17 protein-coding genes, 2 tRNA genes and 2 pseudogenes are annotated in these 22,880 nt (G+C 66.8%); 10 read left to right on the plus strand and 11 right to left on the minus strand.

The genetic code is table 11. From position 1 onward, the window contains the following. Positions 1-43 precede the first annotated feature (43 nt). From B1964_RS13945 to B1964_RS13955, 3 genes are all read right to left on the minus strand, one after another. Complete coding sequence (locus B1964_RS13945; RefSeq protein WP_079930191.1) at positions 44-1,174, minus strand: NDMA-dependent alcohol dehydrogenase; 1,131 nt, start codon at positions 1,172-1,174, stop codon at positions 44-46. Between the two features lie 237 nt (positions 1,175-1,411). Continuing rightward, on the minus strand, positions 1,412-3,016 hold the full coding sequence (fadD5, locus tag B1964_RS13950) for a fatty-acid--CoA ligase FadD5 (protein ID WP_079930193.1): 1,605 nt from the start codon (positions 3,014-3,016) through the stop codon (positions 1,412-1,414). 90 nt (positions 3,017-3,106) lie between these two features. After that, positions 3,107-3,934, minus strand: coding sequence for an enoyl-CoA hydratase-related protein (locus B1964_RS13955; protein WP_079930196.1), 828 nt, complete (start codon positions 3,932-3,934; stop codon positions 3,107-3,109). 183 nt (positions 3,935-4,117) lie between these two features. Between B1964_RS13955 and B1964_RS13960 the strand changes: the two genes are divergently transcribed. Next, positions 4,118-5,287: a TetR/AcrR family transcriptional regulator gene (locus tag B1964_RS13960; protein ID WP_172398840.1), complete on the plus strand. Its 1,170-nt coding sequence runs from the start codon at positions 4,118-4,120 to the stop codon at positions 5,285-5,287. 1 nt (position 5,288) lies between these two features. Here the strand turns inward: B1964_RS13960 and B1964_RS13965 are convergent, their stop codons facing one another. Beyond that, positions 5,289-6,149: a hypothetical protein gene (locus B1964_RS13965; RefSeq protein WP_253193999.1), complete on the minus strand. Its 861-nt coding sequence runs from the start codon at positions 6,147-6,149 to the stop codon at positions 5,289-5,291. 105 nt (positions 6,150-6,254) lie between these two features. Between B1964_RS13965 and B1964_RS31425 the strand changes: the two are divergent. Both B1964_RS31425 and B1964_RS13970 read left to right on the plus strand, forming a co-directional pair. Further along, a pseudogene (locus B1964_RS31425) lies at positions 6,255-6,353 on the plus strand (acyl-CoA dehydrogenase family protein); the annotation flags it as partial. Then, positions 6,313-7,065 carry a GntR family transcriptional regulator gene (locus B1964_RS13970; protein WP_079930202.1) on the plus strand — a complete coding sequence of 251 codons (753 nt, stop codon included), beginning with the start codon at positions 6,313-6,315 and terminating at the stop codon, positions 7,063-7,065. The pseudogene B1964_RS31425 and the gene B1964_RS13970, both read left to right, overlap by 41 nt. Positions 7,066-7,083: 18 nt before the next feature. Here B1964_RS13970 and B1964_RS13975 read toward each other — a convergent pair whose 3' ends face one another. Both B1964_RS13975 and B1964_RS13980 read right to left on the minus strand, forming a co-directional pair. After that, positions 7,084-7,509, minus strand: coding sequence for a pyridoxamine 5'-phosphate oxidase family protein (locus B1964_RS13975; protein WP_079930204.1), 426 nt, complete (start codon positions 7,507-7,509; stop codon positions 7,084-7,086). A gap of 51 nt (positions 7,510-7,560) precedes the next feature. Then, positions 7,561-7,634: transfer RNA gene (locus tag B1964_RS13980), tRNA-Ile, on the minus strand. Between the two features lie 192 nt (positions 7,635-7,826). Between B1964_RS13980 and B1964_RS13985 the strand changes: the two genes are divergently transcribed. The 5 genes from B1964_RS13985 to B1964_RS14005 all read left to right on the plus strand — a co-directional run bounded on the left by B1964_RS13985 (position 7,827) and on the right by B1964_RS14005 (position 12,728). Beyond that, a complete protein-coding gene (locus tag B1964_RS13985) occupies positions 7,827-8,519 on the plus strand; it encodes a GntR family transcriptional regulator (protein WP_079930207.1) in 693 nt (230 codons plus the stop codon). A 115-nt stretch (positions 8,520-8,634) separates the two neighbouring features. Next, a complete protein-coding gene (locus B1964_RS13990; protein ID WP_079930222.1) occupies positions 8,635-10,113 on the plus strand; it encodes an allophanate hydrolase in 1,479 nt (492 codons plus the stop codon). 39 nt (positions 10,114-10,152) lie between these two features. Beyond that, positions 10,153-10,845 (plus strand): cysteine hydrolase, encoded by a 693-nt coding sequence (locus B1964_RS13995; RefSeq protein ID WP_079930208.1) that lies wholly within the window; start codon positions 10,153-10,155, stop codon positions 10,843-10,845. Between the two features lie 88 nt (positions 10,846-10,933). Next, positions 10,934-12,532, plus strand: coding sequence for a regulator (locus B1964_RS14000; RefSeq protein ID WP_079930210.1), 1,599 nt, complete (start codon positions 10,934-10,936; stop codon positions 12,530-12,532). A 123-nt stretch (positions 12,533-12,655) separates the two neighbouring features. Beyond that, a tRNA-Asn gene (locus B1964_RS14005) sits at positions 12,656-12,728 on the plus strand. Positions 12,729-12,770: 42 nt separating this feature from the next. Here B1964_RS14005 and B1964_RS14010 read toward each other — a convergent pair. The 3 genes and pseudogenes from B1964_RS14010 to B1964_RS14020 all read right to left on the minus strand — a co-directional run bounded on the left by B1964_RS14010 (position 12,771) and on the right by B1964_RS14020 (position 17,923). After that, positions 12,771-14,195 carry a wax ester/triacylglycerol synthase domain-containing protein gene (locus tag B1964_RS14010; RefSeq protein WP_079930212.1) on the minus strand — a complete coding sequence of 475 codons (1,425 nt, stop codon included), beginning with the start codon at positions 14,193-14,195 and terminating at the stop codon, positions 12,771-12,773. Continuing rightward, positions 14,192-15,679: an HAD-IB family hydrolase gene (locus B1964_RS14015; protein WP_079930214.1), complete on the minus strand. Its 1,488-nt coding sequence runs from the start codon at positions 15,677-15,679 to the stop codon at positions 14,192-14,194. Before B1964_RS14015 ends, B1964_RS14010 begins: the two co-directional genes overlap by 4 nt. Next, a pseudogene (locus B1964_RS14020) lies at positions 15,676-17,923 on the minus strand (glycerol-3-phosphate 1-O-acyltransferase). The gene B1964_RS14015 and the pseudogene B1964_RS14020 overlap by 4 nt, the downstream one beginning before the upstream one ends. A 557-nt stretch (positions 17,924-18,480) precedes the next feature. Here B1964_RS14020 and B1964_RS30435 point away from each other — a divergent pair. Further along, positions 18,481-18,645 (plus strand): hypothetical protein, encoded by a 165-nt coding sequence (locus tag B1964_RS30435; protein ID WP_172398841.1) that lies wholly within the window; start codon positions 18,481-18,483, stop codon positions 18,643-18,645. 25 nt (positions 18,646-18,670) lie between these two features. Here the strand turns inward: B1964_RS30435 and dnaG are convergent, their stop codons facing one another. Both dnaG and B1964_RS14030 read right to left on the minus strand, forming a co-directional pair. Further along, entirely contained in the window at positions 18,671-20,587 is a 1,917-nt protein-coding gene (dnaG, locus tag B1964_RS14025; protein ID WP_079930216.1) for a DNA primase, read from the minus strand. Positions 20,588-20,654: 67 nt separating this feature from the next. Then, positions 20,655-21,938 carry a PE-PPE domain-containing protein gene (locus B1964_RS14030; protein WP_079930218.1) on the minus strand — a complete coding sequence of 428 codons (1,284 nt, stop codon included), beginning with the start codon at positions 21,936-21,938 and terminating at the stop codon, positions 20,655-20,657. 332 nt (positions 21,939-22,270) lie between these two features. Between B1964_RS14030 and B1964_RS14035 the strand changes: the two genes are divergently transcribed. Then, on the plus strand, positions 22,271-22,880 hold a 610-nt coding region (locus B1964_RS14035), incomplete at its 3' end, for a glycoside hydrolase family 3 N-terminal domain-containing protein (RefSeq protein ID WP_139765735.1).

Here is a 22,880-nt window from a genome sequence, read left to right on the forward strand (position 1 = left end):
CATCCAGTACCGCCACATCAGCAGAGGTTACGCGGCATCGCGCTCAGTGGTCCTCGTCGGTGTAGCGGATGACGCCGCGGATGTTCTTGCCGTCCAGCATGTCCTGGTAGCCCTGGTTGATCTGGTCGAGACGGTACTGCCGGGTGATCATGTCCTCGATGTTCAGTTTGCCCATCCGATACATCGACAGCAGTTGCGGGATGTCGAGTTTGGGATTGGCGCCGCCGAAGATGGTGCCCTGCAGGTTCTTCTGCAGCAGGGTGAGCATCGCCAGGTTCAGCGTCACGTCGGATTCGAGCATGTTGCCCATGCCCGTCAACACACACGTGCCGCCTTTGGCGGTGATCCCCATCCAGCTGTCGACGTCCTTGCCGTGAACCTCGCCGACGGTGACGATCACCTTGTGGCACATGTGCCCGTAGGTGATCTCCGCGATGGCCGGCGCCGCCTCCTCGATCGAGGCGAAGGTCCTGGTGGCCCCGAACTTCATGGCCTGTTCGCGCTTCCACTCGACCGGGTCGATCGCGAAGACGTTGCGCGCACCGGAGATCACCGCGCCCTGCAGGGCCGCGGTGCCCACGCCGCCGACGCCGACGATCGCGACGTCCTCACCCGGGCGGACGTCGCCACTGCGGGTCGAGGAGCCGTAACCGGTGGGAATCCCGCAGCCGACGAGCGCCGCCACCTCGAACGGAATCGACTTGTCGATCTTCACCGCCGACGCCTCGTGCACCACCATGTACGGCGCGAACGTACCGAGCAGCGTCATCGGGTAGACATTCTCACCTTCGGCGGTGTGAATACGGAACGTGTTGTCCGACACCGCCTCCCCCTGCAGGAGCATGGCACCCATGTCGCACAGGTTGGCCATGCCCGACTTACACGACGGACACTTTCCGCACGACGGGATGAAGGAGAGCACCACGTGATCGCCGACCTCGAAATCGGTGACCCCCTCGCCGATCTCCTCGACCACGCCGGACCCCTCATGACCGCCGAGAATCGGGAATCCGGCCATCGGGATGCCACCGGTCATCAGATGATGATCGGAGTGGCACATCCCGGCCGCTTCCATTCGGATCTTGATCTCGTGCGCCTTGGGATCCCCGATCTCGATCTCCTCGATCTGCCACGGCTTGTTCAGTTCCCGCAGCAGTGCACCTTTGGTCTTCACCCTCGAACCTCCACTCGTGCCGGCACGGCGTGGCGCATGCCACTCCATAGGCAGAATTGTAACGTGTTCCAGTTTTGGATAGTAACGTGTTCCAGTTTTCGGATCTGTGAATCCCGGACGGGCGAGCGCATCACCGACCGGCCGCCGACCACGAAGAAGACCCCGGCCGGAGGCGTCGTGCGTGTTGCACACCACCTCACGACCGGGGTCCACCCCGCGTTCATGGAAGGAGTCGGCTCAGTTGGCCAGACCGGCGTCCTTGCTGCCGTAGGTCGATCGCAGCGACGGCTTGACGACCTTGCCGCCGGCGTTGCGCGGCAATTCGTCAACGATGACGAGATCCTTGGGGTGCTTGAAACGGGCGAGGTTCTCGTTGAGGTACGGCTCGAGGTCGTCGAGGGTCAGATCGTCGACACCCTCGGCGAGCACGACGACGGCCACCGGCACCTCGCCCCACTTCTCGTGTGCGCGACCGATGATCGCCGCCTCGGCGATCTTCTCGTGGCCGAACAGCACGTTCTCGACCTCGGCGCAGTAGATGTTCTCTCCGCCGGAGATGATCATGTCCTTGGCGCGGTCCACGACGTAGAGGAAGCCCTCCTCGTCCTGACGCACGAGGTCTCCGGAATGGAACCAGCCACCGTGGAAGGCATCGGCGGTCCCCTGCGGATTCTGCCAGTAGCCGACCATCATGTTGGGCCCCCGATAGACAATCTCACCGACCTCGCCGGGGGCGACGTCGTTCATCTCCGGGTCGACGACGCGGGCGGTGACGGCCGGCACCACCTTGCCGATCGAACCGATCTTGCGCAGGGCATCCTTGCCCTCGAGGACACAGGTGATCGGCGACATCTCGGTCTGGCCGAACACCGCGACGTTCAACGCGTCCGGGAAGGTCTCGTTCATCGCGCGCAGCACCGTGTCCGACGCCGGGGCCGCACCCCAGCTGATGACCCGCAGCTTGAGATCGCGGGGCCGGGCCTGCTGCGCGGCGCACACCGCCTGCCATTGCGCGGGGACCAGGAAGATCGAGGTGGTGCCCTCCCGTTCAAGGGTGTCGAGCATGTCATCGGGGTCGAAGGCCCCGAGCGGGTGGATCACCGACAGCGCACCCATGTAGATCAGCGGCGCCATCGCGCCGAGTCCGGCGATGTGGAACATCGGCGCCACACACGAGCCCACGTCGTCGGGGCGGGTGCTCAGCGCCTGCAGGCAGGTGACGGCCTGCGCCTGCAGATTCTGGTGGGTGAGCATGGCGCCCTTGGGTTTTCCGGTGGTGCCCGAGGTGTACATGATCAATGCGACCGACTCCTCGGGCACGTCGATCTCGGGGAGATCCGACGAATCCTCGGCGACGAGGTCCTCGAACTTCAGGTGCGCGGGATTGTCGGTGTCGCCGACGACGATCGTCGCGTCGATCGCCCCGGTCGAGGCACTCACCGCGTCGGCCAGCGGCGCGAGAAGGGACTCGGTGACGATGATCTTGGCACCGGAATCGCTGACCAGGAACGCGATCTCCGCCGGGCTCATCCGGACGTTGACCGGCACCGGGATCGCACCGATCAGGTTGGCGCCCATCACCGCCTCGACATACTCGGAGCGGTTCAGCAGGACCAGCAGGATGCGGTCGCCGAAGCCCACGCCGCGGCGGCTCAGTGCGGCGGCGAACCCGCGCGTGCGTTCGTCGAGTTGCTTCCACGTGGTGACGTTGCCCAGGAACTTCAGGGCCGGTCCGTCGGGATTCATGAACGCGTGGCGGCGGACCTGGTTGTTCCAGTGGTTACGACGAGACCGGAGTGGTTCGGTGGTGAGGTCGGCGGTGTTGTCGATCGTGGCGGTCATCGGGCGTTCTCTCCTTGGTGTGCTTCGCGGATACGCTTGTGCGGCAATGGTGTTACGGGCGGGTCCTGAGCTCGGCGGCAGGCCCGAGGATCAGCTGCGTCGCCCGGTGAAGGCGGCGAGCGCCGCGCGGAACTCCGGCGACTGGAGCAACTCCGTCTGCCCGTCGAGTTCGCGCTCGATCGCGGGCTCGAAGCCGGGCATCGTGTGTGCGTCGAGGGCCGCCTTGGTCAGACGCACCGCCGAAGGCGACAGGCCCGCGAGTTTGTCGACCGCTGCGGCGACCTTCGCGTCGAGTGCCGCGCGGTCCTCGAGTACCTCGGTAACCAGCCCGGCGTCGTATGCCACAGGCGCCCGAAGCTTTTCGCCGAGCAGCGCCATCGCATTGGCGCGCGCCCGACCGACCGCGGCGGCCACCAGCATCGTGGCCCCGCCGTCGGGCATCAGACCGATGTTGATGAAGGCGAGCAGGAAGTACGACCGGGCGGTGGCATAGATCAGGTCGGCGCCCAGGGCCAGCGAGGCACCGATTCCCACCGCGGCCCCGTCGACCGAAGCAATGACCGGCACGGGTACTGCACGCAATGCGCGGGCCAGATCCGAGCCGGACGCGATGATCCCGTGCGCCTGCTCACGACCGAGTCCGTCGAGGCCACCCCCGTGAGCGATGGAGGCGACGTCGGCGCCGGTGCTGAAACTGCCTCCCGCCCCATCGATGACGACCACGCGAACCGACTCGTCGGCGGTCCACTTCGTCAATGCCTCGACGATGCGTCGATTGGCGTCGGTGTCGAGGGCGTTCATCCGCTCGGGCCGCGAGATCGTCAGCCGCGCCACGCCCCTGTCGTCGAGTGACTCGATCACGCCGGGAGCCTCCTGCGCCCCGCCGGCGACGTCGTCGATCGTCGTGTTCTCGCTCACCGCTCTCCTGACTCTCGCCGCGGCGCCGAACGTGGGCCGCAGGCCTCACGGTACACCATCATGAGATCTGAATCACGAGAATATCGATTAACATATATTTTATCAAAAAGCTCTTCAACAGCTCTTTTCCCACAATTTTCCGGGATCGACTCTGCGAATGGACCATCCGGCTACGCTGTCGACGTGACCATCCGGAGTACGCCCCGGCGGCGGCCGGTCGATCGCCGCAAACACCTCATCGAGGTGGCCGCGCGTGCCTTCAGCGATGGCGGCTATCACGCGGTCCGCCTCGACGACATCGCCGAGGCCGCGGACGTGTCGGCACCGGCGCTGTATCGCCACTTCCCCAACAAATACGCCCTGTTCGCCGAGGCCACCACGGTCTTGGCGGACCGTCTCGCCGCAGCCACCTCGGACGTCCCGTCCGAGACCGATCCACGCCGGGAGTTGCATGCACTGTTGGCAGCCATCGCGGCGACCTCGATCGAGAACCGGCGCACCGGCGGTCTCTATCGCTGGGAATCGCGGTATCTGAGCGGGGCCGACGCCGCGCACGTACGCGCGGTGGTGATCGCGCAGCATCGTCGTGTTCGGTCGGCGATCCTGCGCTCGCGCACCGACCTCGACCGCGACGACGCCAACACCCTCGCCGCGGCGATGACCAGTGTCGTGGCCAGCCCCGCCACCCATCGGGCCACCCTGCCGGCACCGCAGGTGCAACACCTGCTCTGCGATGCGGCGATGAGCCTGCTCGACCTCGATCTCCTCGAACCCGCCGCATCGGATCCCGTTACCGGACCCGGACTCTCCCCGACGGGCAGACGCGAGATCATCCTGTCCGAGTCGATCGCCCTGTTCGCCGTCCGCGGCTTCCACGACGTGACGATCGAGGAGATCGGGCAGGCCGCGGGCATCCCGGCCTCCGGGGTCTACCGGCATTTCACCAGCAAGGTGGCCATTCTGGAGGCAGCGTTCTGGCGAGCCTCCGACCGGACCACCGCCAGTATCGCCGACGCCCTCGCCGCGTCGCGGACGCCGGCCGACGCAGTGGCGCACATGGTGCGGCGCTACATCGACCTATGTTGTGCTGCACCGGAATTGATGACCGTCTACCTGTCCGAAGCGGGCCATCTCGAGGCCCGTACCCGGACCGCGCTGCGCACCCAGCAACGCCGCAACGTCGAGGAGTGGGCGGCCTGGGTGTGTCGGGCGCACCCCGAGGTCGACGCGAGCCGAGCGCGCTTCCTGGTCCATGCCGAACTGGCGGTCGTCGCCGATCTGGTTCGCGGCTCCCAGCCGCCCGCGCCGGCTCGCATCGACGCGATCGGTCGACGAATTCTCTTGACCCGGTGAGTTATTCGACGACCGTGAACCCCGCCAGCATCCAGCGTCCGTCCTGTTTGGTGAGCGTCACCAACACCCTGGACTGATACGGGATGCCCTGGGGCACCTCGCTCGTCAGCTCCGGTGAGGTGATGGTCTGATCCAGGCTGACGAGCACGACGGCGTTGTCGGCGCTCATCGACTCGATACCCCCGTGTGCGGCGGTGGCCTTGGAGACGCCCTTGGCGTTGGCGTTACCCGCTCGGGCGTCCTGCGAGGACGCGATGAACGTCTTGGCGAAGTCGGGGGTGGAGATCTGGCGGATACGCGCGTCGAGATCGCCGTAGTTCGATGAGTCGTAGGTGGTCAGCGTCGCGGCGTAGCTCTTGGCGGTGTCGATCACGGCCTTCCGGTCGGCATCGGACGGCCCGGCGGCCGCCGCACTGTCGGCGCTGTGCAGGCGGTAGGCCAGCACACCGGTGGACACGCCGAGTCCGACCACGAGCACGACAAGAACCGCAACCACCGCGAACAGACCACAACTCCCGGCGATCGTCATGCGTCGATGCCGTACGGGTCCCGACGTCGCAGCCGACTCGTCATCACCGAGTTTGCGCGGCACCCGATCCGGGTCCGACGAGCGGGCGGCCTTGCGCTCGGCGTCTGCGCGCAACCGCTCACGCTCGCGGCGATTGGCCTCGAGGAAGCCGTCGCCGTCGAGCGGTGTGGGTTCCGAGATCCCCGATCCGGCATGCTCGCCTGCTCCGACCGAGTCCTCGACCGCTCCTGCGGTGTCGACGTCTCCCCTGGTCGCACCCTCATCGCCATCGACGGCGAGCGCGCTCTCGTCCACCGGAGAACTCTGCGTGGATCGGCGTGCTGACTTGGGCATGGCCACCAATGTAGCGGCAGTATCTGTGGCGCCGGTCACGGGTAGACATATCAAACATATGATTCAGAGGCGGCCGTGCCGATCCACGGACGACGCACGCACCCGGATTCGACCCGGCGCCGGATGCGTGGCGCACTCACCTCGACGGTCTACGGTGGCACCAATGAAATCCAGCGCGACATCATCGGCACAGCCCTCGGCGTCCGAGCGTCCGGGTGGTCGCGCGGGCGGCGCCGACGACCGCGCCCGCCTGCGTCGACGACCGCAGCTGTCCGAGGAGGTCGCCGCGCACCTGCGGCATCTGATCATGACCGCGGACTTCCGGCCCGGCGAGTACATCCGCCTCGACGAGACCGCCGAGCGGCTCGGGGTGAGCGTCACGCCTGTCCGCGAAGCCCTGCTCACGCTGCGAGGGGAGGGAATGGTCAGCCTCGAGCCCCACCGCGGTTACCGGGTCTCCGATCTCGACCGCATCGACGTCGACGACCTCTTCTGGCTGCAGGGTGAAATCGCGGTGAAGCTCGCCCTGCGCACCGCCGAGGTGATCACCTCCGAGGAAATCGCCGACCTCGAATGGTGCAACCAGAAGTTGCGCTCGACCGTGGCCTCCGGCGACACAGCGGCCATCATCGACACGGAATTCGAGTTCCACCGGCGCCACAACGTGATCGCGGCCGGCAAGAAACTCGCCTGGTTCCTGCTCTCGGCGGCGCGCTACACCCCCACCCAGCTCTACGCCTCCGACCCGGAATGGGGCGAGGTCGCCGTGGACAGTCACGACCGACTGATCGCGGCCTACCGAGCCGGTGATCGCGACGAGGTGATCACACAGACTCGCCGCCAATTCGACGACGGCGCCGAGCGGCTGGTGAAACACCTTGAGCAGACCGGCATCTGGGACGACGTCGACAGCTGAATCGCGCTCGACGAAGGGTCAGACGCTACCCAGGTCCGCCGAGACCCACTGATCTGTCCGGACGGTCACGCGGGTCTGGCTACCGTGCTCGGCGGCGGCGAACTCGACATAGCCATCCACCTTCTCGGCCGGCAGATACCGCGCGGCCATCTCCACGAGGTCGGTACGCGTACCGGGCGCGGTATCGATCACCGGCCCGGACACCGCGACATACCGGATCGACGGGTCGAGACGCTCGACCATCAGCGAACACCGTCCGGCGGCGTCGAGCAGGCGCATCTTGCGTGAATCGGCTCCGGTCAGAAACCACAGGTCGCCGCCGGGGGTGTACTGGTACCAGATCGGCACCACCAGCGGAGCACGGTCGGCGCCTGCCTCGATCGACAGCGCCCCGATATGGGGTTCGGCCAGAAATGCTTGTCGTTCTTCGATACTCAGAGCCATGTCACCAGGGTAGGCGCAGGCGCCGACAGCGTTGCCGGAACTCGATCTCGGTGGGGCGGGCGGGGCTCGAACCCGCGACCTACGGATTATGAGTCCGCGGCTCTAACCGACTGAGCTACCGCCCCAGCGGGCACGTCGTGCCCGAGCAGCGACAATACCGCACGGTGCGGCAGCGCCGATCGCGCGCCGACCTGGCGCCTCGGGCGCAACCGACCGCGGTGCGCCCGGGCACTAGACTCGACGGCGTGCCTGACGCGGTAGCACCGACGACGCGTCCGGCGAGCTAACGAGAATCAGCAGAACAGGAGTGACGGCGCATGGCCGGGGTCGATGACGCAGGACCGGGGCGAGGGCTCCCCGAAAGCCTCGTCGACGTGGCCGCCCGGCGCATCCGCGACGCCATCTTGTCCGGGTCGTTGGCGCCGGGCGAGAAGATTGTCGAGGAGAATCTCTGCGCGAGTTTGGGTTTCAGCAGGGCGCCGATTCGAGAGGCGCTCCGTCTACTCGCACAGCAAGGCCTCGTCGAGCATCTGCCCCGCCGCGGCGCGCGGGTGGCCGAGTGGTCACCGCGAGACATTCTGCAGCTGTTTGAACTACGTCAGTTGCTCGAGCGCTTTGCCGTCGAATCGGCATTGCCGCTGGCCGATCCGCAGACCCAGTTGGCGCCGGTTCGCGCCGCGATCGAGCAACTCGAGAACGCCTCCGACGAGTTGGAGAAGGACGACGCCCACCGGCGTTTTCATGCTGCCGTCGTGGGACTCGCCGGCAACCGGCAGCTCGACATCGCCCTGGCGCCGATTCTGCTGAAGCTCCAGCTGCCGATGGCGGTCAACCTGCGCGCGGAGACCGCCGATCACGGTTCGCATGACGGGTTGCGCCGCCACCACGACATCCTCGCCGCACTCGAGGCCAACGACGTCGAGGCCACCGTGGCGGCACTGCGCGATCACGGCCATCTGCGGTACCTCGACCTGGTGGCCGCACTCGACGACGACGCCGCATCCGCCTGACGATCACCTCGCACGCGCCCCGACGCCCCTGCGGGTATGCCGTGTGTGACGCCGCCTAACACGAACGACACACAGTTGTTCTACGACGGCCATGATTCTGTCGACAATCGACGATATGAACATTGCACGCGAAGTCCGCGGGCCATACGGAGGCCCATCCATCGCAGATATCCTCGACAGCCACATCAGCGGCGGCGGATCGCCGACACGGACCGCCCGGCGGGTGGCCGATGCCATTGCCGCCCGCGGAGACGACGGAACCTGGATCTCGACGGTCTCCGGCGATGACCTCTTGCGCGCCGCCGCCGACCTCGAGGCACGCCCCGGTGCCCGCGCACTGCCCCTCTACGGAGTCCCGTTCGGGGTCAAGGACAGCATCGACGTCGCCGGGGTGCCGACGACACTGTCGTGCCCCGACTACGCCTACACACCCGACACGACCGCCCCTGCGGTGCAACGCCTGCTCGATGCCGGCGCCCTCTACGTCGGCAAGACCAACCTCGATCAGTTCGCCACCGGACTCAACGGCACGCGTACCCCGTATACGGTGCCGCGCAGCGTCTTCGGCAACGAGATGATCTCGGGTGGCTCGAGTTCCGGTTCCGCCCTCGCGGTGGCGCTCGGCGAGGTTCCGTTCGCTGTGGCGACGGACACCGCGGGCAGCGGTCGGGTGCCGGCGGCGCTCAACGGGATCGTCGGGTACAAGCCCTCGCGGGGATTGATCAGCGCGGTCGGACTCGTTCCGGCGTGTAAGTCGTTGGACTGCATCACCGTGATGGCCGGCGGCATCGACGACGTCGACCGCGTGATGGCGGTGATGACGGGCCGCGACGACGCCGACCCGTGGTCCCGCTCGCCCGGGCCGGACCACCGCGGTGGCCTCACCGTCGGGCTGCCGCCGATGTCGCAGCTGGAGTTCTTCGGCGACGACGCCCTGCGCGAGGCTCACCAGGCTTTCCGGGAACGACTCGCGCACATGCACTTCCCGGTTCCCGTCACCATCGAGGAAATCTCTCTCGAACCATTCCTGGCCGCGGGCGAATTGCTCTACGCGGGTCCATGGGTCGCCGAACGACTCGTCGTCTTCGGAGAGTTCCTCGCCGACCATCCCGACTCGATCCATCCGGTCGTCCGCGAGATCCTCGAGGGCGCAACCGAGTACACCGCGGTCGATGCCTTCGCCGCGATGCAGCGACTCGCCGAACTGCGCGCCGAGGTCAGCCGGGTCTGGGACGTGATCGACGTCGTCGTCGTACCCACGATCGGCCGCACCTTCACCGTCGAGGAGGTACTCGCCCAACCCTTGGCGACCAACACCATGCTCGGCCACTACACGCACTTCGGCAATCTCCTCGACCTCACCGGAGTGGCTGTCCCACAAGGACTCACCGCCGACGGCCGACCGCACAGCGCCATGGTGCTCGGCAACGCCCTGCACGACGACGAGGTGTTGCAGATGGCGGCGAATCTCCTCGACGAGCCGCGTCATCACCCCGAGCAACAGCACCCCGAGCTCCATCAACCCGGGCATCGGCACCCCGAGCATCGGCACCCGGCCGACTCCGACTCGGACGCACTCACTCCCAGGCCGTAACCGACCGCCACCCCTTCGATCACACCCACCGGAGACCCCATGGCCGTGACCATCCCTGCCGCACCCGCCCCGATCGACCTCGATCTCGATCACACCGCACTGCTGATCATCGACATGCAACGCGACTTCCTGCTCCCCGGCGGTTTCGGGGAGTCTCTCGGCAACGATGTCACCTTGCTGCAGAAGGTGATCCCGCCGCTCGTCGACCTTCTCGCCGCGGCACGTCGAGTGGGCATGCCCGTCATCCACACCCGAGAAGGACACGAACCCGATCTCTCCGATTGCCCGCCGGCCAAGCTCCGACGTGGCGCGCCGAGCAAACGCATCGGTGACACCGGGGCGTTCGGCCGGATTCTGATCAGGGGCGAGTACGGACACGACATCATCGACGAACTCGCGCCCGCCGCAGGCGAAGTGGTGATCGACAAACCGGGTAAGGGCGCCTTCTACGCCACCGGCCTCGCAGAGACCCTGCAGGATCGCGGCATCACCTCACTGCTCGTCACCGGGGTCACCACCGAGGTCTGCGTCCACACCACCACACGCGAGGCCAACGACCGCGGCTACGAGTGCGTCGTCGTGTCCGACTGTGTCGGTTCGTATTTCCCCGAATTCCAGCGTGTCGGCCTGGAGATGATCACCGCCCAGGGCGGCATCTTCGGGTGGACCGCCCACAGCGCCGACGTCATCGCCACCCTGGGCGATCCCGACACCGACAACGCCGCTTCCTGATTCACCCCGCCCCTTCACCCCGGACACCGTCGTCCCCAGTTCCCTGTCCCCCGACACAACATTCGCCCGAGCATCCGAAGGAACCGCGATGAGCGCCACCGCCGAAACCACCTCCCCCGCCGCCGACCCGTCTCCGACACCGCACCCGCGGATCCCCTGGTGGACCCGTGGCGACACCAACGCGTTCTTCGGCCTGGGTTTCAACATCCTGGTCAACGTGCTGACCCTGACCGGCCTCATGATCGGTGTGGTCAAGATCCCCGCCGACGACGTCCTGGGGACGGTGCTCCCGGCCCTCGGCGTCGCGTTGATCCTCGGCAACGTCTACTACACGTTCCTGGCCCGCCGCTTGGCCGGTCGCGAAGGCCGTACCGACGTGACCGCGCTGCCGTACGGCCCGAGCGTGCCGCACATGTTCATCGTCGTCTTCGTCGTGATGTTGCCCGTCTATCTCAAGACCAAGGACGCGATGCAGGCCTGGGAGGCCGGTCTCGCGTGGGCGTTCATGATCGGCGTCATCGTCATGATCGGGGCGTTCGTCGGGCCCTACGTCCGAAAGCTGACCCCGCGCGCCGCGATGCTCGGCACCCTGGCCGGCATTTCGCTCACCTTCATCGCGATGCGCCCGGCCGGCCAGATGTGGGACGCCGCCTGGATCGGGCTGCCGGTGCTGGGCATCATCCTGATCGGTTTCTTCACCGATGTGCGGCTCCCCGGCAACATCCCCGTCGGCCTGGCCGCACTGTTGGTCGGTACGGCGATCGGCTGGATCGGTGGCTTCATGTCGGTACCCGACCTCAGCGCCGCGGTCTCCGACATCGCGGTCGGCATCCCCGATCAGCGCTTCGACATGCTGTTCTCCGGACTGGGACACCTTGCCCCGCTGCTCGGGACGGCGATTCCGTTGGGCGTCTACAACTTCACCGAGGCGATGAGCAATGTGGAGAGTGCCGCGGCGGCCGGCGACAGCTACAACCTGCGCAGTGTGCTGCTCGCCGACGGCGCCGGTGCGTGCATCGGTGCGGCGTTCGGGTCCCCGTTCCCGCCCGCGGTCTACATCGGTCATCCCGGCTGGAAGGATGCCGGCGGTCGGGCCGGGTACTCCCTGGCCAGTGGGCTCGCGATCGGTGTGTTGTGTTTCGCCGGGCTCTTCGGGGTGCTGGAGGCGTTGCTGCCGGTTCCGGCGATCGTCCCGATCCTGCTCTACATCGGCCTGCTCATCGGCGCCCAGGCGTTCCAGGCGGTGCCACGTCTGCACGCGGTCGCGGTGGTCGCCGCGATCCTGCCCAACCTCGCCCAGTGGGGCAGCGGGCTGATCGACAACGCCCTGTCCGCCGCGGGGACGACCGCCGACAAGGTCGGCGACGCCGCTCTCGGCAATGCCGGCCTGGTCTACAGCGGCCTGACCACGCTCGGCCAGGGTGCGGTACTCGTCGGACTGATCCTGGGCACCATCGTGACCTTCATCCTCGACAAGAAGTTCCACTACGCGGCGATCGCGTGCGGCGTCGGTGCCGTGCTGTCGTTCATCGGGCTCATCCACGCTCCGGAGGTCGCGTGGGCCGCCAATCCGGCTGTGGCCCTGGGTTACCTCTTCTTCGGCCTGATCTGTCTGGCCTACTGGTTCCTCCCGGGAGCCCGCACACCGGTGGTCGTCGACGAGGCCGATATCGTCGCCGGTCACTGAGAGCCCGGAGGACTGCTCGGGCGGCGCGAACTGGCGTTTTGTTCTTTGCCCGATCCATGCGCTAGAGTCAGCGTTCGGTTCTGATGCCGCCCCGACGGGGTGACAACGGCACCACCCGAGCAGTCCCCCATAGCTCAATTGGCAGAGCATTCGACTGTTAATCGAACGGTTACTGGTTCGAGTCCAGTTGGGGGAGCAAGAAAACCGCCTGGTCACAGGCGGTTTTTTGCTTTTCGCCTCACACCACGTGGGTCATCCCTGCCGGCGAGTCGGCCCCGGACAGCGCGAGCACCTCGTCGAACCCGGCGACGACGCTCTCGGCGAAGATCTCCGGTTCGGTGATCGACGCCGCATCGAAATTGATTCCCAGACAGGCAATGCCGTTGTGGGTGATCATCGTCGCCATCACCGCGCAGCCGGGCAGCGGGCCGAAGGGATACATCCGTTCCACCTTGGCGCCGGCGACGAAGGTCTCCCACGGGATACCCGGCACGTTGCTGGCCTGCAGGTCGTTACCGCTGGTGGCGCCGCTGAACTGTCCCAGCAGACGTCCCGGTATCCAAGCCAGTACCGGCCCCATGGTGTTGAACACGTCGACGGCGGGTTCGGTGCGTGCCGCTCGCACCTGCTCGCGGATCGTCAGCACCCGCTCGAAGGGGTCGGCGATGCCGACCGGACCGGCCAAGCGGCCCACCACAATACGATTGCCTCCCTCGGGGTCCTCGGGTCGACGCACCGAGATGGGAATCGCCACCGGGATTGCCTCGACCGGCCGGCCGAGGCGTTCGTGATAGATGCGGAATCCGCCGATCAGGCCGCCCAGGTACACGTCGTTGACCGAGGCACGCACCGCCGACCCGGCGGCCCGCAGATCGGCGAAGGGCACCTCGAACGCCGCGAACCGCCACGACAGACTGCGATGGGCCAGCAGCGGTGACCCGGGTGGGCTCACCAGACCGGCGACCCGCGGCACCGAACGTCCGTAGCGAAGTACCTTGCTCAACGCCCGTTTCGGGTCGACGAGTGCACGGGCACCGCTCACCACGACGTCGACACGATGCGGTACCCGCGCCACCTCGTCGCCGATCTGACGACGTAACACCTCCAGTGCCGAGACGTCGACCGGCGCGGGTTCGGGCGGCTGCGGCTTATCGGGTTTCGGCTCGCGGGTGGTCGAATGCAGTTGCGCCAGTGCGATGATCGCGCCGAGACCGTCGGTCAGCGCGTGGTGGCCCTTGAGGAAGTACGCCGCCTTGCCGTCGGGCAGACCCTCGATGAGATAGCCCTCCCACGGTGGCCGCGCCGGGCCGAGCGCGGTCATCGCCAATTGTTCACAGGTGGACAGCAATTCGCGCATCGAGCCGTCTCCTGCCAACCGTAGCCGGCGTACGTGATAGTGCAGGTCGAACTCGGGGTCGATCGCCCAGCTCGGTGTGCCGGTACCGAACGGCGAGTCGATCACCCGCTGCCGAAAGCGCGGTGCCATACGACTTCCCCACTCATGCGCGGCGATCAGCCGATCCCAGTCCGGCGCACGGTCGTAGATCTCCAGCATGCAGATCGTGCCACGCAGCCGGCGATCGCTGTCACCACGCCACATCACGGTGTCGACCGGGCTCATGTGGGGTTCGGTGCCCCAGTCGAGTGGGCGGTCCTCGCTCATCCGATCACTTCCTGGTCCGGTGCTGCACGGCCGTCCTCGCCATAGTCGACCGGCCAGTCGGCCAGCGTCGAGATGAATTGCTGCCGAACCTCTTCGGCGTGGCGCCCGATGTCGTCGGCGATCCACGACGAGGTGTCCACCGGCTCGAGCACCTTGACCTCCACCACCCCCGGCTTGATCAGCTGCGCCCCACGCCACATCAGCTCCCCCGTATTGCGCAACACCACCGGGACCACCGGTACCCCGGCCTGCATCGCGATGTGAAAGGGCCCCTTCTTGAACGGGCCGATTCGTGGTGTCGCCGAACGGGTTCCCTCGGGTGCGACGACCAACGAGGCGCCCTCGTCGCGGAGTTTCGCCACCGCGGGCGCGAGTTGCTCGATGGCCTTCCCGGCGTCGGCACGATCGATGAACACCACCCCGGCGGCGTCGAGGACCTGCCCGAAGACCGGCAGCCGGCCGATCTCCTTCTTCGCGACGCCCGTGGCATCGGAGCGAACCAGATGAATCATCACCGGCAGATCGAGTTTCGACTGATGGTTGAAGACGAAGACGCACGGGCGGGCCGACGTCAGATACTCTGCGCCACTGGTGACCTTGACACGCACCCCGGCCAGCGCGAGCCCGACGTCCATACCTCCGGACACCGCGGACTGCATCATCTCCGCCGACCGGTCCCGCCGCACCAGCCCACCGAGCACCCCGACCGCCGCCGAGGTGAGAAAGGTGCCGTAGAACGCGCCGGTGCGCACCGCCATCTCGAGTCGATTGTGGGTCGGGTTGCGCAGATCCAGGATCGGCCATCCCCGGGCTTGCGCCTCGGCGCGCAGGACATGTTTGGGCGACACCGCCGCCGGATGCCCCACCGACTCCAGGTACGGAATGTCCTCGTTGCCGTCGCTGTAGGCGAACGACGCGTCGAGATCCATATCGTGTTCTCGCGCCAGCGCACGCACCGCCGCCGCCTTACCCGGCCCCCACAATGGCCGGCCCACCACCCGACCGGTCACCACGCCGTCGATCACCTCCACGTCGGTGGCCAGGGCGTGATCGGCGTCGATCTCACGGGCGATCGGGGCGATCTGGAACCGCGTCGCCGACGACGCGATGACGATGCGGTGGCCCATCGCCCGATGGGCACGCAGGATCTGCCACATCTGCGGTCGCAGCTGCGCGGCCGTCTCGTGCTTGAACAGGCTCTCGCCCAACGCGAGTAGGTCCTCATAGGTCTTTCCGGCGAACGTCGGTCGGGTCGCGTCGAGCACCTCGGCGTAATCCTGCTCGGACTCGACGCCGCGCAGTCCGATGAGCAGGAAGTCGGCGAGTTCACCGAGTCCGAATTCCATGCTGCGCACCCGCGCCCCGATGATCGCGGTCGCCGAGAATCCCTCGATCAACGTGCCGTCGTAGTCGAAGAACGCCCCGATCTGTTTGCCGCGCTTGGCCGATCGGATCTCGGCGAGTCGCGCGGCGAGCGCGCTCACCGGATGCCCCCGGCCTGCTCGCCCTCGATCGCCGCGATCTTGGCCAGCCTTTCGCGCATCTCCTCGACCTCGTCGAGCCACGCCCGCCGCGCCACGGCGAGATCGACACCCCGCTCGGAGCCCTCCGCCGGGCTGATCAGATGACGGTTCTCGGCAAGACGGAATGCAGCGTCGTACAGCTCGGTCGACACCGAGTCCTTGCTGCGGATCACCGCCTGCAATTCCAGCTGGCGGCCGAGTCCGAGACAGTCGGCGAGCACCTGCTCCTTGTCGATGGGCGCGTCGTCGAGGGCGACGAGTCGTTGCGCGACAACGAGTTGCGCGTCGAAGAACGTCTGCAGTGTGCGCCGGGCGAACAGCGCACCGGACGTGGCGAGCAGGGTCTGGTGGATCCATTCCGGGGTCGGTGGGGGTCTCGCGCCACTCGGGTGCGATGAGATCCAATTCTGCGCCGAGTCGGTGCAAGAACACCTCTTTGGTGGGAAAGAAGAACTCGAACTTCAGCAGATCGCGGATGCGCAATGCTTCCTGCTGCGACGCAGCCAGCATCGCATCCACATCGGCCTCGAGATCGCCACGATCGGCGGCCACCAACGCCATCTCGACGATGGCACGGTCGACGAAGTGGTGCAGGGCGCCGTTGCGGTAGTACGCGGCGACGGCATGATTGCCGGGTGCGATCGACCAGACGGTGTCGGTGCCGCCGTCGAAGCGGGTGAGCACACCCGCGGTGGTGAGCTCGCGCAGGGTCGAGAGCAAACCGAGGCCGCGGCACAATTGTGCGTCCGGACCGGGCAGCCCCCGGCGGTCGATGTAGTCCAGCAGCGGCTCGAGGATCTCCTCGATCTCGCCGGCGGTGTAGGCGCGCTCGCCCGCGCCCAGCAGTGCGAAACCCGCCAAGGACGTTGCCGAAATCGGTGTGGCGGCGTTGATCTCGTCCATCACCCGGAACGCGATCTTGTCCAGTGCCGCCGGATCGTCCCCACCCTCGACGATGGCCTCCCGCAGCGAGAAGGGCGTCCCGAAGCGTACCCGCGCCTCACCGAGGTGGGTGCGTTGAGCCTTGGCGTACTTCAGCAGCCAGGTGACGTCCTCGGGCTTCTTCGCACCACCGGCCGATTCCCGTGCCATCGCCGCGATCTCGTGGAGTTGGTCGTAGACGATCGAGGTCGGCACCACCATCATGTCGGCGTCGTCGAGCTGTTCGATCGCATCGACCACATACGACAGCAGGCCGAGTTTCGGTGGGCGGAGTTTGCCGGTTCGGCTGCGGCCGCCCTCGATGTACCACTCGAGATTGAAGCGCTTGTCGACGATGAACGACAGATACGAGCGCATCGCGAACTTGTAGACCGGGTCGCCGCCGAACTTGCGCCGGATGAAGATCACTCCCGCGCGGCGAGCCACCGGCGCAATCGGCCAGATCGCGAGATTGTTGCCACCGAGGACCAGATTCGGCGGGAAGTCATGGCTACGAAGGACTTCCGAGAGCACCAAGGTGTCGACGTAGGAACGGTGCGAGGGCAGGAAGATCAGACCGTGGCTCTTGTTCAGCGTGCGCAGCCGACCGAGGGTGTCCAGATCGACCGACACCGTCCACGCGCGCTCGTAGAGCGCGCGGAACGTGGAGGAGAACACGTCGTCCATGAGCCGGCTCTGGGTGGCCACGAAGGCCGACATCTTGTCGGTGGCCTCAGCCATCACCGCGGCCACCGGCCGGCCGAGGTCGGCGGCAAGTTTGGCGGCGTTGTCACGGAAGCGTGCCGAGGAACCGATCTGTTCGGCCACCAGCCGCGGCACCTTGTATCGGTCACCGACGATCTGGCGTTCGGCCCGTTCGGCCGACAACGCCGCCTGTACCCCCACGAATGCGGTGAAGGCCTCCCCCTCCGCCGACGACTGCTCATGCCTGGCACGCAGATCGGCGACGGTGGCCGCCTCGCCGACGGCCACCCGCACCCGATCGGGTCGGCGTTTCTTGATCGCGTTCTGCCGGAAGGCCGGCGGTCGCCGCGGATTCGACAGCACGAGAACGTCGGCCACCGACACCCGTCGCTCCCCCTTGCGGACCGGGGGAAGCCACACCACGCGTGCGGGGATGAGCGCGGTCTCGGGTTCGAGGTTCTCGGCATCGATCTCGTCGAGGGTCCGCAACAATGCGTCGGGATATGCGGTCTGCGCCCACTCCGCCACCACCTGCCGCTCGCACGGCGTCCCGACCTCCGCGAGCACGATGTCTGTCAACGACCGCCACCTCTCCTCATCCCGGCGACTCCGGGCAACGGCCATTGTGGCCCACAACACACCGCACGCTCAGCTGAACGCCGGGAATCGCCTCGTGTCGCCGTCCGACTCGGCCCGGGCAGGCCTGCCGGGCCCAAAGGCCCGACTTGGCGGCCCAAGGTCCCGATCTCACGCAAACACCCCGTCACCGCGGGCGCCGAAGCGTAGCGTTCCCGACATGAACGCAATGTGGGTGATGCCGGCCGTCGCACTGGTTTCCTGCGTGATCATCGGCATCGGATTCGCGATCGGGATTCCCGGCAGAAAAGACTGACCAGGCCAGAACCAACTGACGTTGAGCCCGGACCGGTGATGACATCGGTTCGGGCTCAACGTGTTTGCGTACGGCCGCTGCCCCTGCACGCCTCCTTGGGCCCATCGATGCATGAACCCGCCACCGGAGTGTGAGACACCTCACCTGCGCTCATTGCGAGTGAAACACCGCGCTCACTGCCCATTCGGACAGGTATGCCCCCATACTTCTGTGCATCGTCCACGAAGTACCGAGGGAGGCGACCATGACTGCGACCGCCGATCACATCTGGGGGCGTCCGCGCCCGATCCCCGACCGCTGCTCGGGCATCCACACCTACGCGGGTGGCTGCGTCTACAACGCCGACGACCCGCACCGACCGATGTATCCGGCCGAATTGCGTCCGGGTATCCGTTCCGAAGCGGCCTGAGCGCACTGCTCGGCACAGGCCTCGGTCAGCCGACGCCCTGGGTGGGGTCGACGGCCTGCTCGAGCAGACTGCGGCGATAGGCCTCGAGTGCGACGAGATCACCGAAGACGGCGTTGTACGCGTCGGGGTCCTCGCTGGGCGCCATCCGCCGCAGGCGTGACTTGATGTCGGCGATCTGCGCACCGACCCACACCTCCTGCAAGCGGGCGAGCACGCTGTTGACGTAGCGCGGGATGTTGTCCTCGGTCACGCTCATCGGCTCCACGGCGAGTTCGGTGACCATCGGTGAGAGCACCGGGTCGTCGACCTCGTGGTTCACCGCGTCCACCCATTGCGCGCCACCCATGCCCGACGACGTGCCGCCGAGGTCGGCCATCGCCTGGCGCAACCGCATGTAGATCGGCTCGGTGAAGCACTCGGACGGAAGCGAGTCGAACACCGTCCCGGCGATCGCCGGATACTGCAGCGCCGCCTTCAACGCCTCGCGTTGCGGCCAGAGCCGCGGGTCGTCGGGGCGGGGACGCGCCGACCCCGGGTCTTTCGCCGCCTCGGGTCGGTCGCGTCGCATCCCCGAAGCCCCGGATGTCTGTGCGCGGCCGGTGGCGCGGTTGTGCCGGGCGGCTTCCTCACGGACCCGGGCGAGCACCTGCGGCACCTCTTCCCAGCCCACCCAGCCGGCGAGTTGACGTGCGTACTCGTCGCGCAGCGCAACGTCTTTGATGCGGGCCACCACCGGCACCGCTTCACGCAGCGCATGCACCCTGCCCTCGGCGGTGTCGAGATCGTGCGCGGCGATCAGTGTCTTGATCGCGAACTGGAACATCGGGATTCGGCGGGCGATCAGGTCGCGTACTGCGGCCTCGCCCCGCTCCTGCCGCAGTTCACACGGATCCATGCCGTCGGGGGCGATCGCCACGAAGGTCTGCCCGGCGATCGACTGTTCTCCTTCGAAAGCCTTGAGCGCAGCCGCTTTTCCCGCGTCGTCGCCGTCGAAGGTGTAGATCACCTCGCCACGGAAGTACGAGTCGTCCATCATCAGCCTGCGCACCAGCGCCAGATGATCCTCACCGAAGGCCGTCCCGCACGAGGCGACCGCCGTGGTCACCCCGGACAGATGCATCGCCATCACGTCGGTATACCCCTCGACGATGACCACCTGATGGCCCTTGGCGATGTTCTTCTTCGCCAGATCCAGACCGAACAGCACCTGAGACTTCTTGTACAGCATGGTCTCCGGGGTGTTCATGTACTTGCCGAGGTTGTCGTCGTCGAAGAGTTTTCGCGCTCCGAAGCCGATGATGTCGCCGCCGAGATTGCGGATCGGCCAGAGCAGCCGCCGATGGAACCGGTCGATCGGCCCCTTGCGGCCCTCCTTCGACAGTCCCGCCTCACGGAGCTCGTCGAAATCGAAGCCCTGACCGAGCAGGTGTTTGGTCATCGTGTCCCAGCCGGCCGGGGCATACCCACAGCCGAACTGCGCTGCCGCGGCCGCGTCGAAGTTGCGTTCGGTCAGATAGTCGCGCGCGATCTGCGCTTCGGGTGAGCGCAGTTGCTCGACGTAGAACTTGTGTGCCGCGGCATTCGCGGCGGCCAGGCGGGCCCGGGTGCCGCGATCACGCGCGACACTCGGTCCGCCGCCCTCGTAGTGGATTTGATAGCCGATCCGGTCGGCGAGCTGCTCGACGGCTTCGACGAAGCCGATGTGTTCTTGCTTCTGCAGGAAGCTGTAGACGTCGCCGCCCTCGCCGCACCCGAAACAGTGGAAATGGCCGTGCACCGGGCGGACGTGGAACGACGGGGTCTTCTCGTCGTGAAAGGGACACAGGCCCTTGAGCCGATCGGGACCGGCCTGGCGCAATGCCACGTACTCGCCGATGATGTCCTCGATGCGGGTCTGCTCACGGATTGCCGTGATGTCGCGATCGGGGATTCGGCCTGCCACTTCGACCAGTGTAGTGACCGCGACCGGGGTGATCGCGACCGACGTGACCGGCGAGGAGGAACCGCCCTCAATTCCCCGAATCGATCTTCGCCGAAGCCGCCGTGGTCGACGCGCCCGATCCGGCCGAGTCAGCCTGCGCGCGATCGCTCGTCGCCGCTGTCGAGGATGCCGTTGATGATGTGGTCACCGACGGCGAGATCGCAGGTGGCACGGCGGCCACGGACGACGGCGCGGCCGTGGTCGGTGCGGTTGCTGCGGGCGTCGGACTGGTGGTTGTCGGGCTGGTGGTTGTCGGACTGGTGGACATCGGGGCAGGTGTTGTACTCGACGAGGCCACCTCCGGGACCGGTGCGGTCGTGGGGGCGACCGCCGCCGCGAGCCGGGACTCCGTCGCGGGGGTCACGAGCCCCGTCGAAGCTGTCTGACTCTGCGTCGTAGACGTCGTCTGACTCTGCGTCGTAGACGCGGCGGCGGTGTAGGCGTTCGCTGCCGCCTGGGTCGACGGTCGCGTGTAGGCGCTGTCGACGATCGGCTTCCATTGTGCGTTGAGTTCATCGGCGACCGAGGTCAGCCCGAGCCAGCGCAGCGGATCGAGCAGCGGCAGATCTGCGGTCGGCGCCATGACATACGTCATATTCCCGTCGGTCCAGGTGATGTCGTTCGGGTCATCGGGATTCATCGAGAAATACGCGGTGGGGTGAATGAACATCATCCCGGCGATGGCATTCGCGACGGCGAGGGGATTCGGGTCGGAGGGCCAATCGGCCCAGCCGTCGTATTCTTTCCAGAATTCCGTGACGTGATAGGGCGTGGTGGTCGGTACCTTCGGCAACCACCAGGGGCCGTACGTATTCTCGGGATCGCCCACGAGAAGGAACGACGTGGTCGCCGGCGGGGCGTAGGAATCGGCATCGGCACTCAGGTTGCGCAACCAGAATCCTGCGACCTGCGCACCTTGCGAATATGCGAAAACCAGAATGGGGTGGTGTGCGTCGGCGATGTCGGCGCCGTTGGCCCGCAGAGTCGCGTCCAGGGAGTCCGCACCCAGCGAGATGGGACCGAATTCGCCTGGAAAACCGAACAAATGCGAAGGGTCCGGCGACGCCGAGGTCGGCACCTGCCGGCACTCGGCACCGGCCGCGCTGCACCGTCCCTGAAAGAGCATCGCCATCGCATCGATCAGATTGAAATCCAATGGCTCGATGGTGTAGATCTCCGTGCCGGATCCCGACGACGGGAATACCGATGCGCGCGCCATGGCATTCGGAAACGCCGGGACGAACACCGCGGGAACAACGAGCATGGCGCAGGCGATGATCATTCCGAGCAGGCTGCGCCGAACATGCACCATCACGGGTGTCCTTTCATGGCCCCCGTCGAGATGAGTGGACTCTCATCTATTTCAAGGACGCCCTCATAGTGACGCTCTGAGCATAGAAAATGCTCGGTTCCACGTACAGATGGTTTTCGGGAAAAGGCACCAACAATATTGTTGTGAAAACGGCGCGGTTGCACGGCGCCGCGTTGTCAATGCACCACAATGCGTCACACCATCACGCATTTCCGGCGCCGGACCGACCGCCGAACGACCCACCATGCTCGGCGTCCACGGCTACGGTCGGGGGTGAACGGTCGCCTCCCGCGCCCGCCACGACCCACCAGAGCCCACAGAGGAGTTCTCCCGTGACACAGCAGCCGGACGGAGCCCCTTCGAGCATCGCGGAGCAGGCTCGCCTGACCAGCGGCCACGATTTCTGGACCACCGAGTCCGTCGGCGACGTGCCCTCGATCCTGATGACCGACGGACCCCATGGGCTGCGCAAACAGGACGGCCCGACCGACCATCTGGGAATCTCCGGCAGTGTGCCCGCAACGTGTTTTCCGCCGGCTGTCGGACTGGCCCAGACGTGGAGTCCCGCCTTGGCGCGACGCGTCGGCGCGGCCATCGCCGACGAGGCACGCGCACAGTCTGTCGGTGTGGTGCTCGGGCCGGGCGTCAATCTGAAGCGGTCGGTGCGCGGCGGTCGCAACTTCGAGTACTTCTCCGAGGATCCTCACCTCACCGCTGAGCTCGGCGGTGCGTGGGTTCACGGTCTGCAGGCTCGTGGCGTGGGCGCGTCCCTGAAGCATTTCGCGGTGAACAACCAGGAGACCGACCGGATGCGCATCAGCGCCGACGTCGACGAGCGCACGCTCCACGAGTTGTATCTGCGTGCGTTCCGGACGATCGTCACCCGACAGCAGCCGTGGACGGTGATGTGCTCCTACAACCGGATCAACGGCGTCCACGCCT

This window comes from Gordonia sp. i37 (genome assembly GCF_002043085.1).
Classification (GTDB): Bacteria; Actinomycetota; Actinomycetes; order Mycobacteriales; family Mycobacteriaceae; genus Gordonia; species Gordonia polyisoprenivorans.

Excerpts from the sequence above, each read along its gene's own strand:
- fadD5 (WP_079930193.1), bottom strand. The coding sequence starts at position 3,016 with ATGACCGCCACGATCGACAACACCGCCGACCTCACCACCGAACCACTC.
- B1964_RS13965 (WP_253193999.1), bottom strand. The coding sequence starts at position 6,149 with ATGCCCAAGTCAGCACGCCGATCCACGCAGAGTTCTCCGGTGGACGAG.
- B1964_RS13970 (WP_079930202.1), top strand. The coding sequence starts at position 6,313 with ATGAAATCCAGCGCGACATCATCGGCACAGCCCTCGGCGTCCGAGCGT.
- B1964_RS13975 (WP_079930204.1), bottom strand. The coding sequence starts at position 7,509 with ATGGCTCTGAGTATCGAAGAACGACAAGCATTTCTGGCCGAACCCCAT.
- B1964_RS13985 (WP_079930207.1), top strand. The coding sequence starts at position 7,827 with ATGGCCGGGGTCGATGACGCAGGACCGGGGCGAGGGCTCCCCGAAAGC.
- B1964_RS13990 (WP_079930222.1), top strand. The coding sequence starts at position 8,635 with ATGAACATTGCACGCGAAGTCCGCGGGCCATACGGAGGCCCATCCATC.
- B1964_RS13995 (WP_079930208.1), top strand. The coding sequence starts at position 10,153 with ATGGCCGTGACCATCCCTGCCGCACCCGCCCCGATCGACCTCGATCTC.
- B1964_RS14000 (WP_079930210.1), top strand. The coding sequence starts at position 10,934 with ATGAGCGCCACCGCCGAAACCACCTCCCCCGCCGCCGACCCGTCTCCG.
- B1964_RS14010 (WP_079930212.1), bottom strand. The coding sequence starts at position 14,195 with ATGAGCGAGGACCGCCCACTCGACTGGGGCACCGAACCCCACATGAGC.
- B1964_RS30435 (WP_172398841.1), top strand. The coding sequence starts at position 18,481 with ATGACTGCGACCGCCGATCACATCTGGGGGCGTCCGCGCCCGATCCCC.
- B1964_RS14030 (WP_079930218.1), bottom strand. The coding sequence starts at position 21,938 with ATGGTGCATGTTCGGCGCAGCCTGCTCGGAATGATCATCGCCTGCGCC.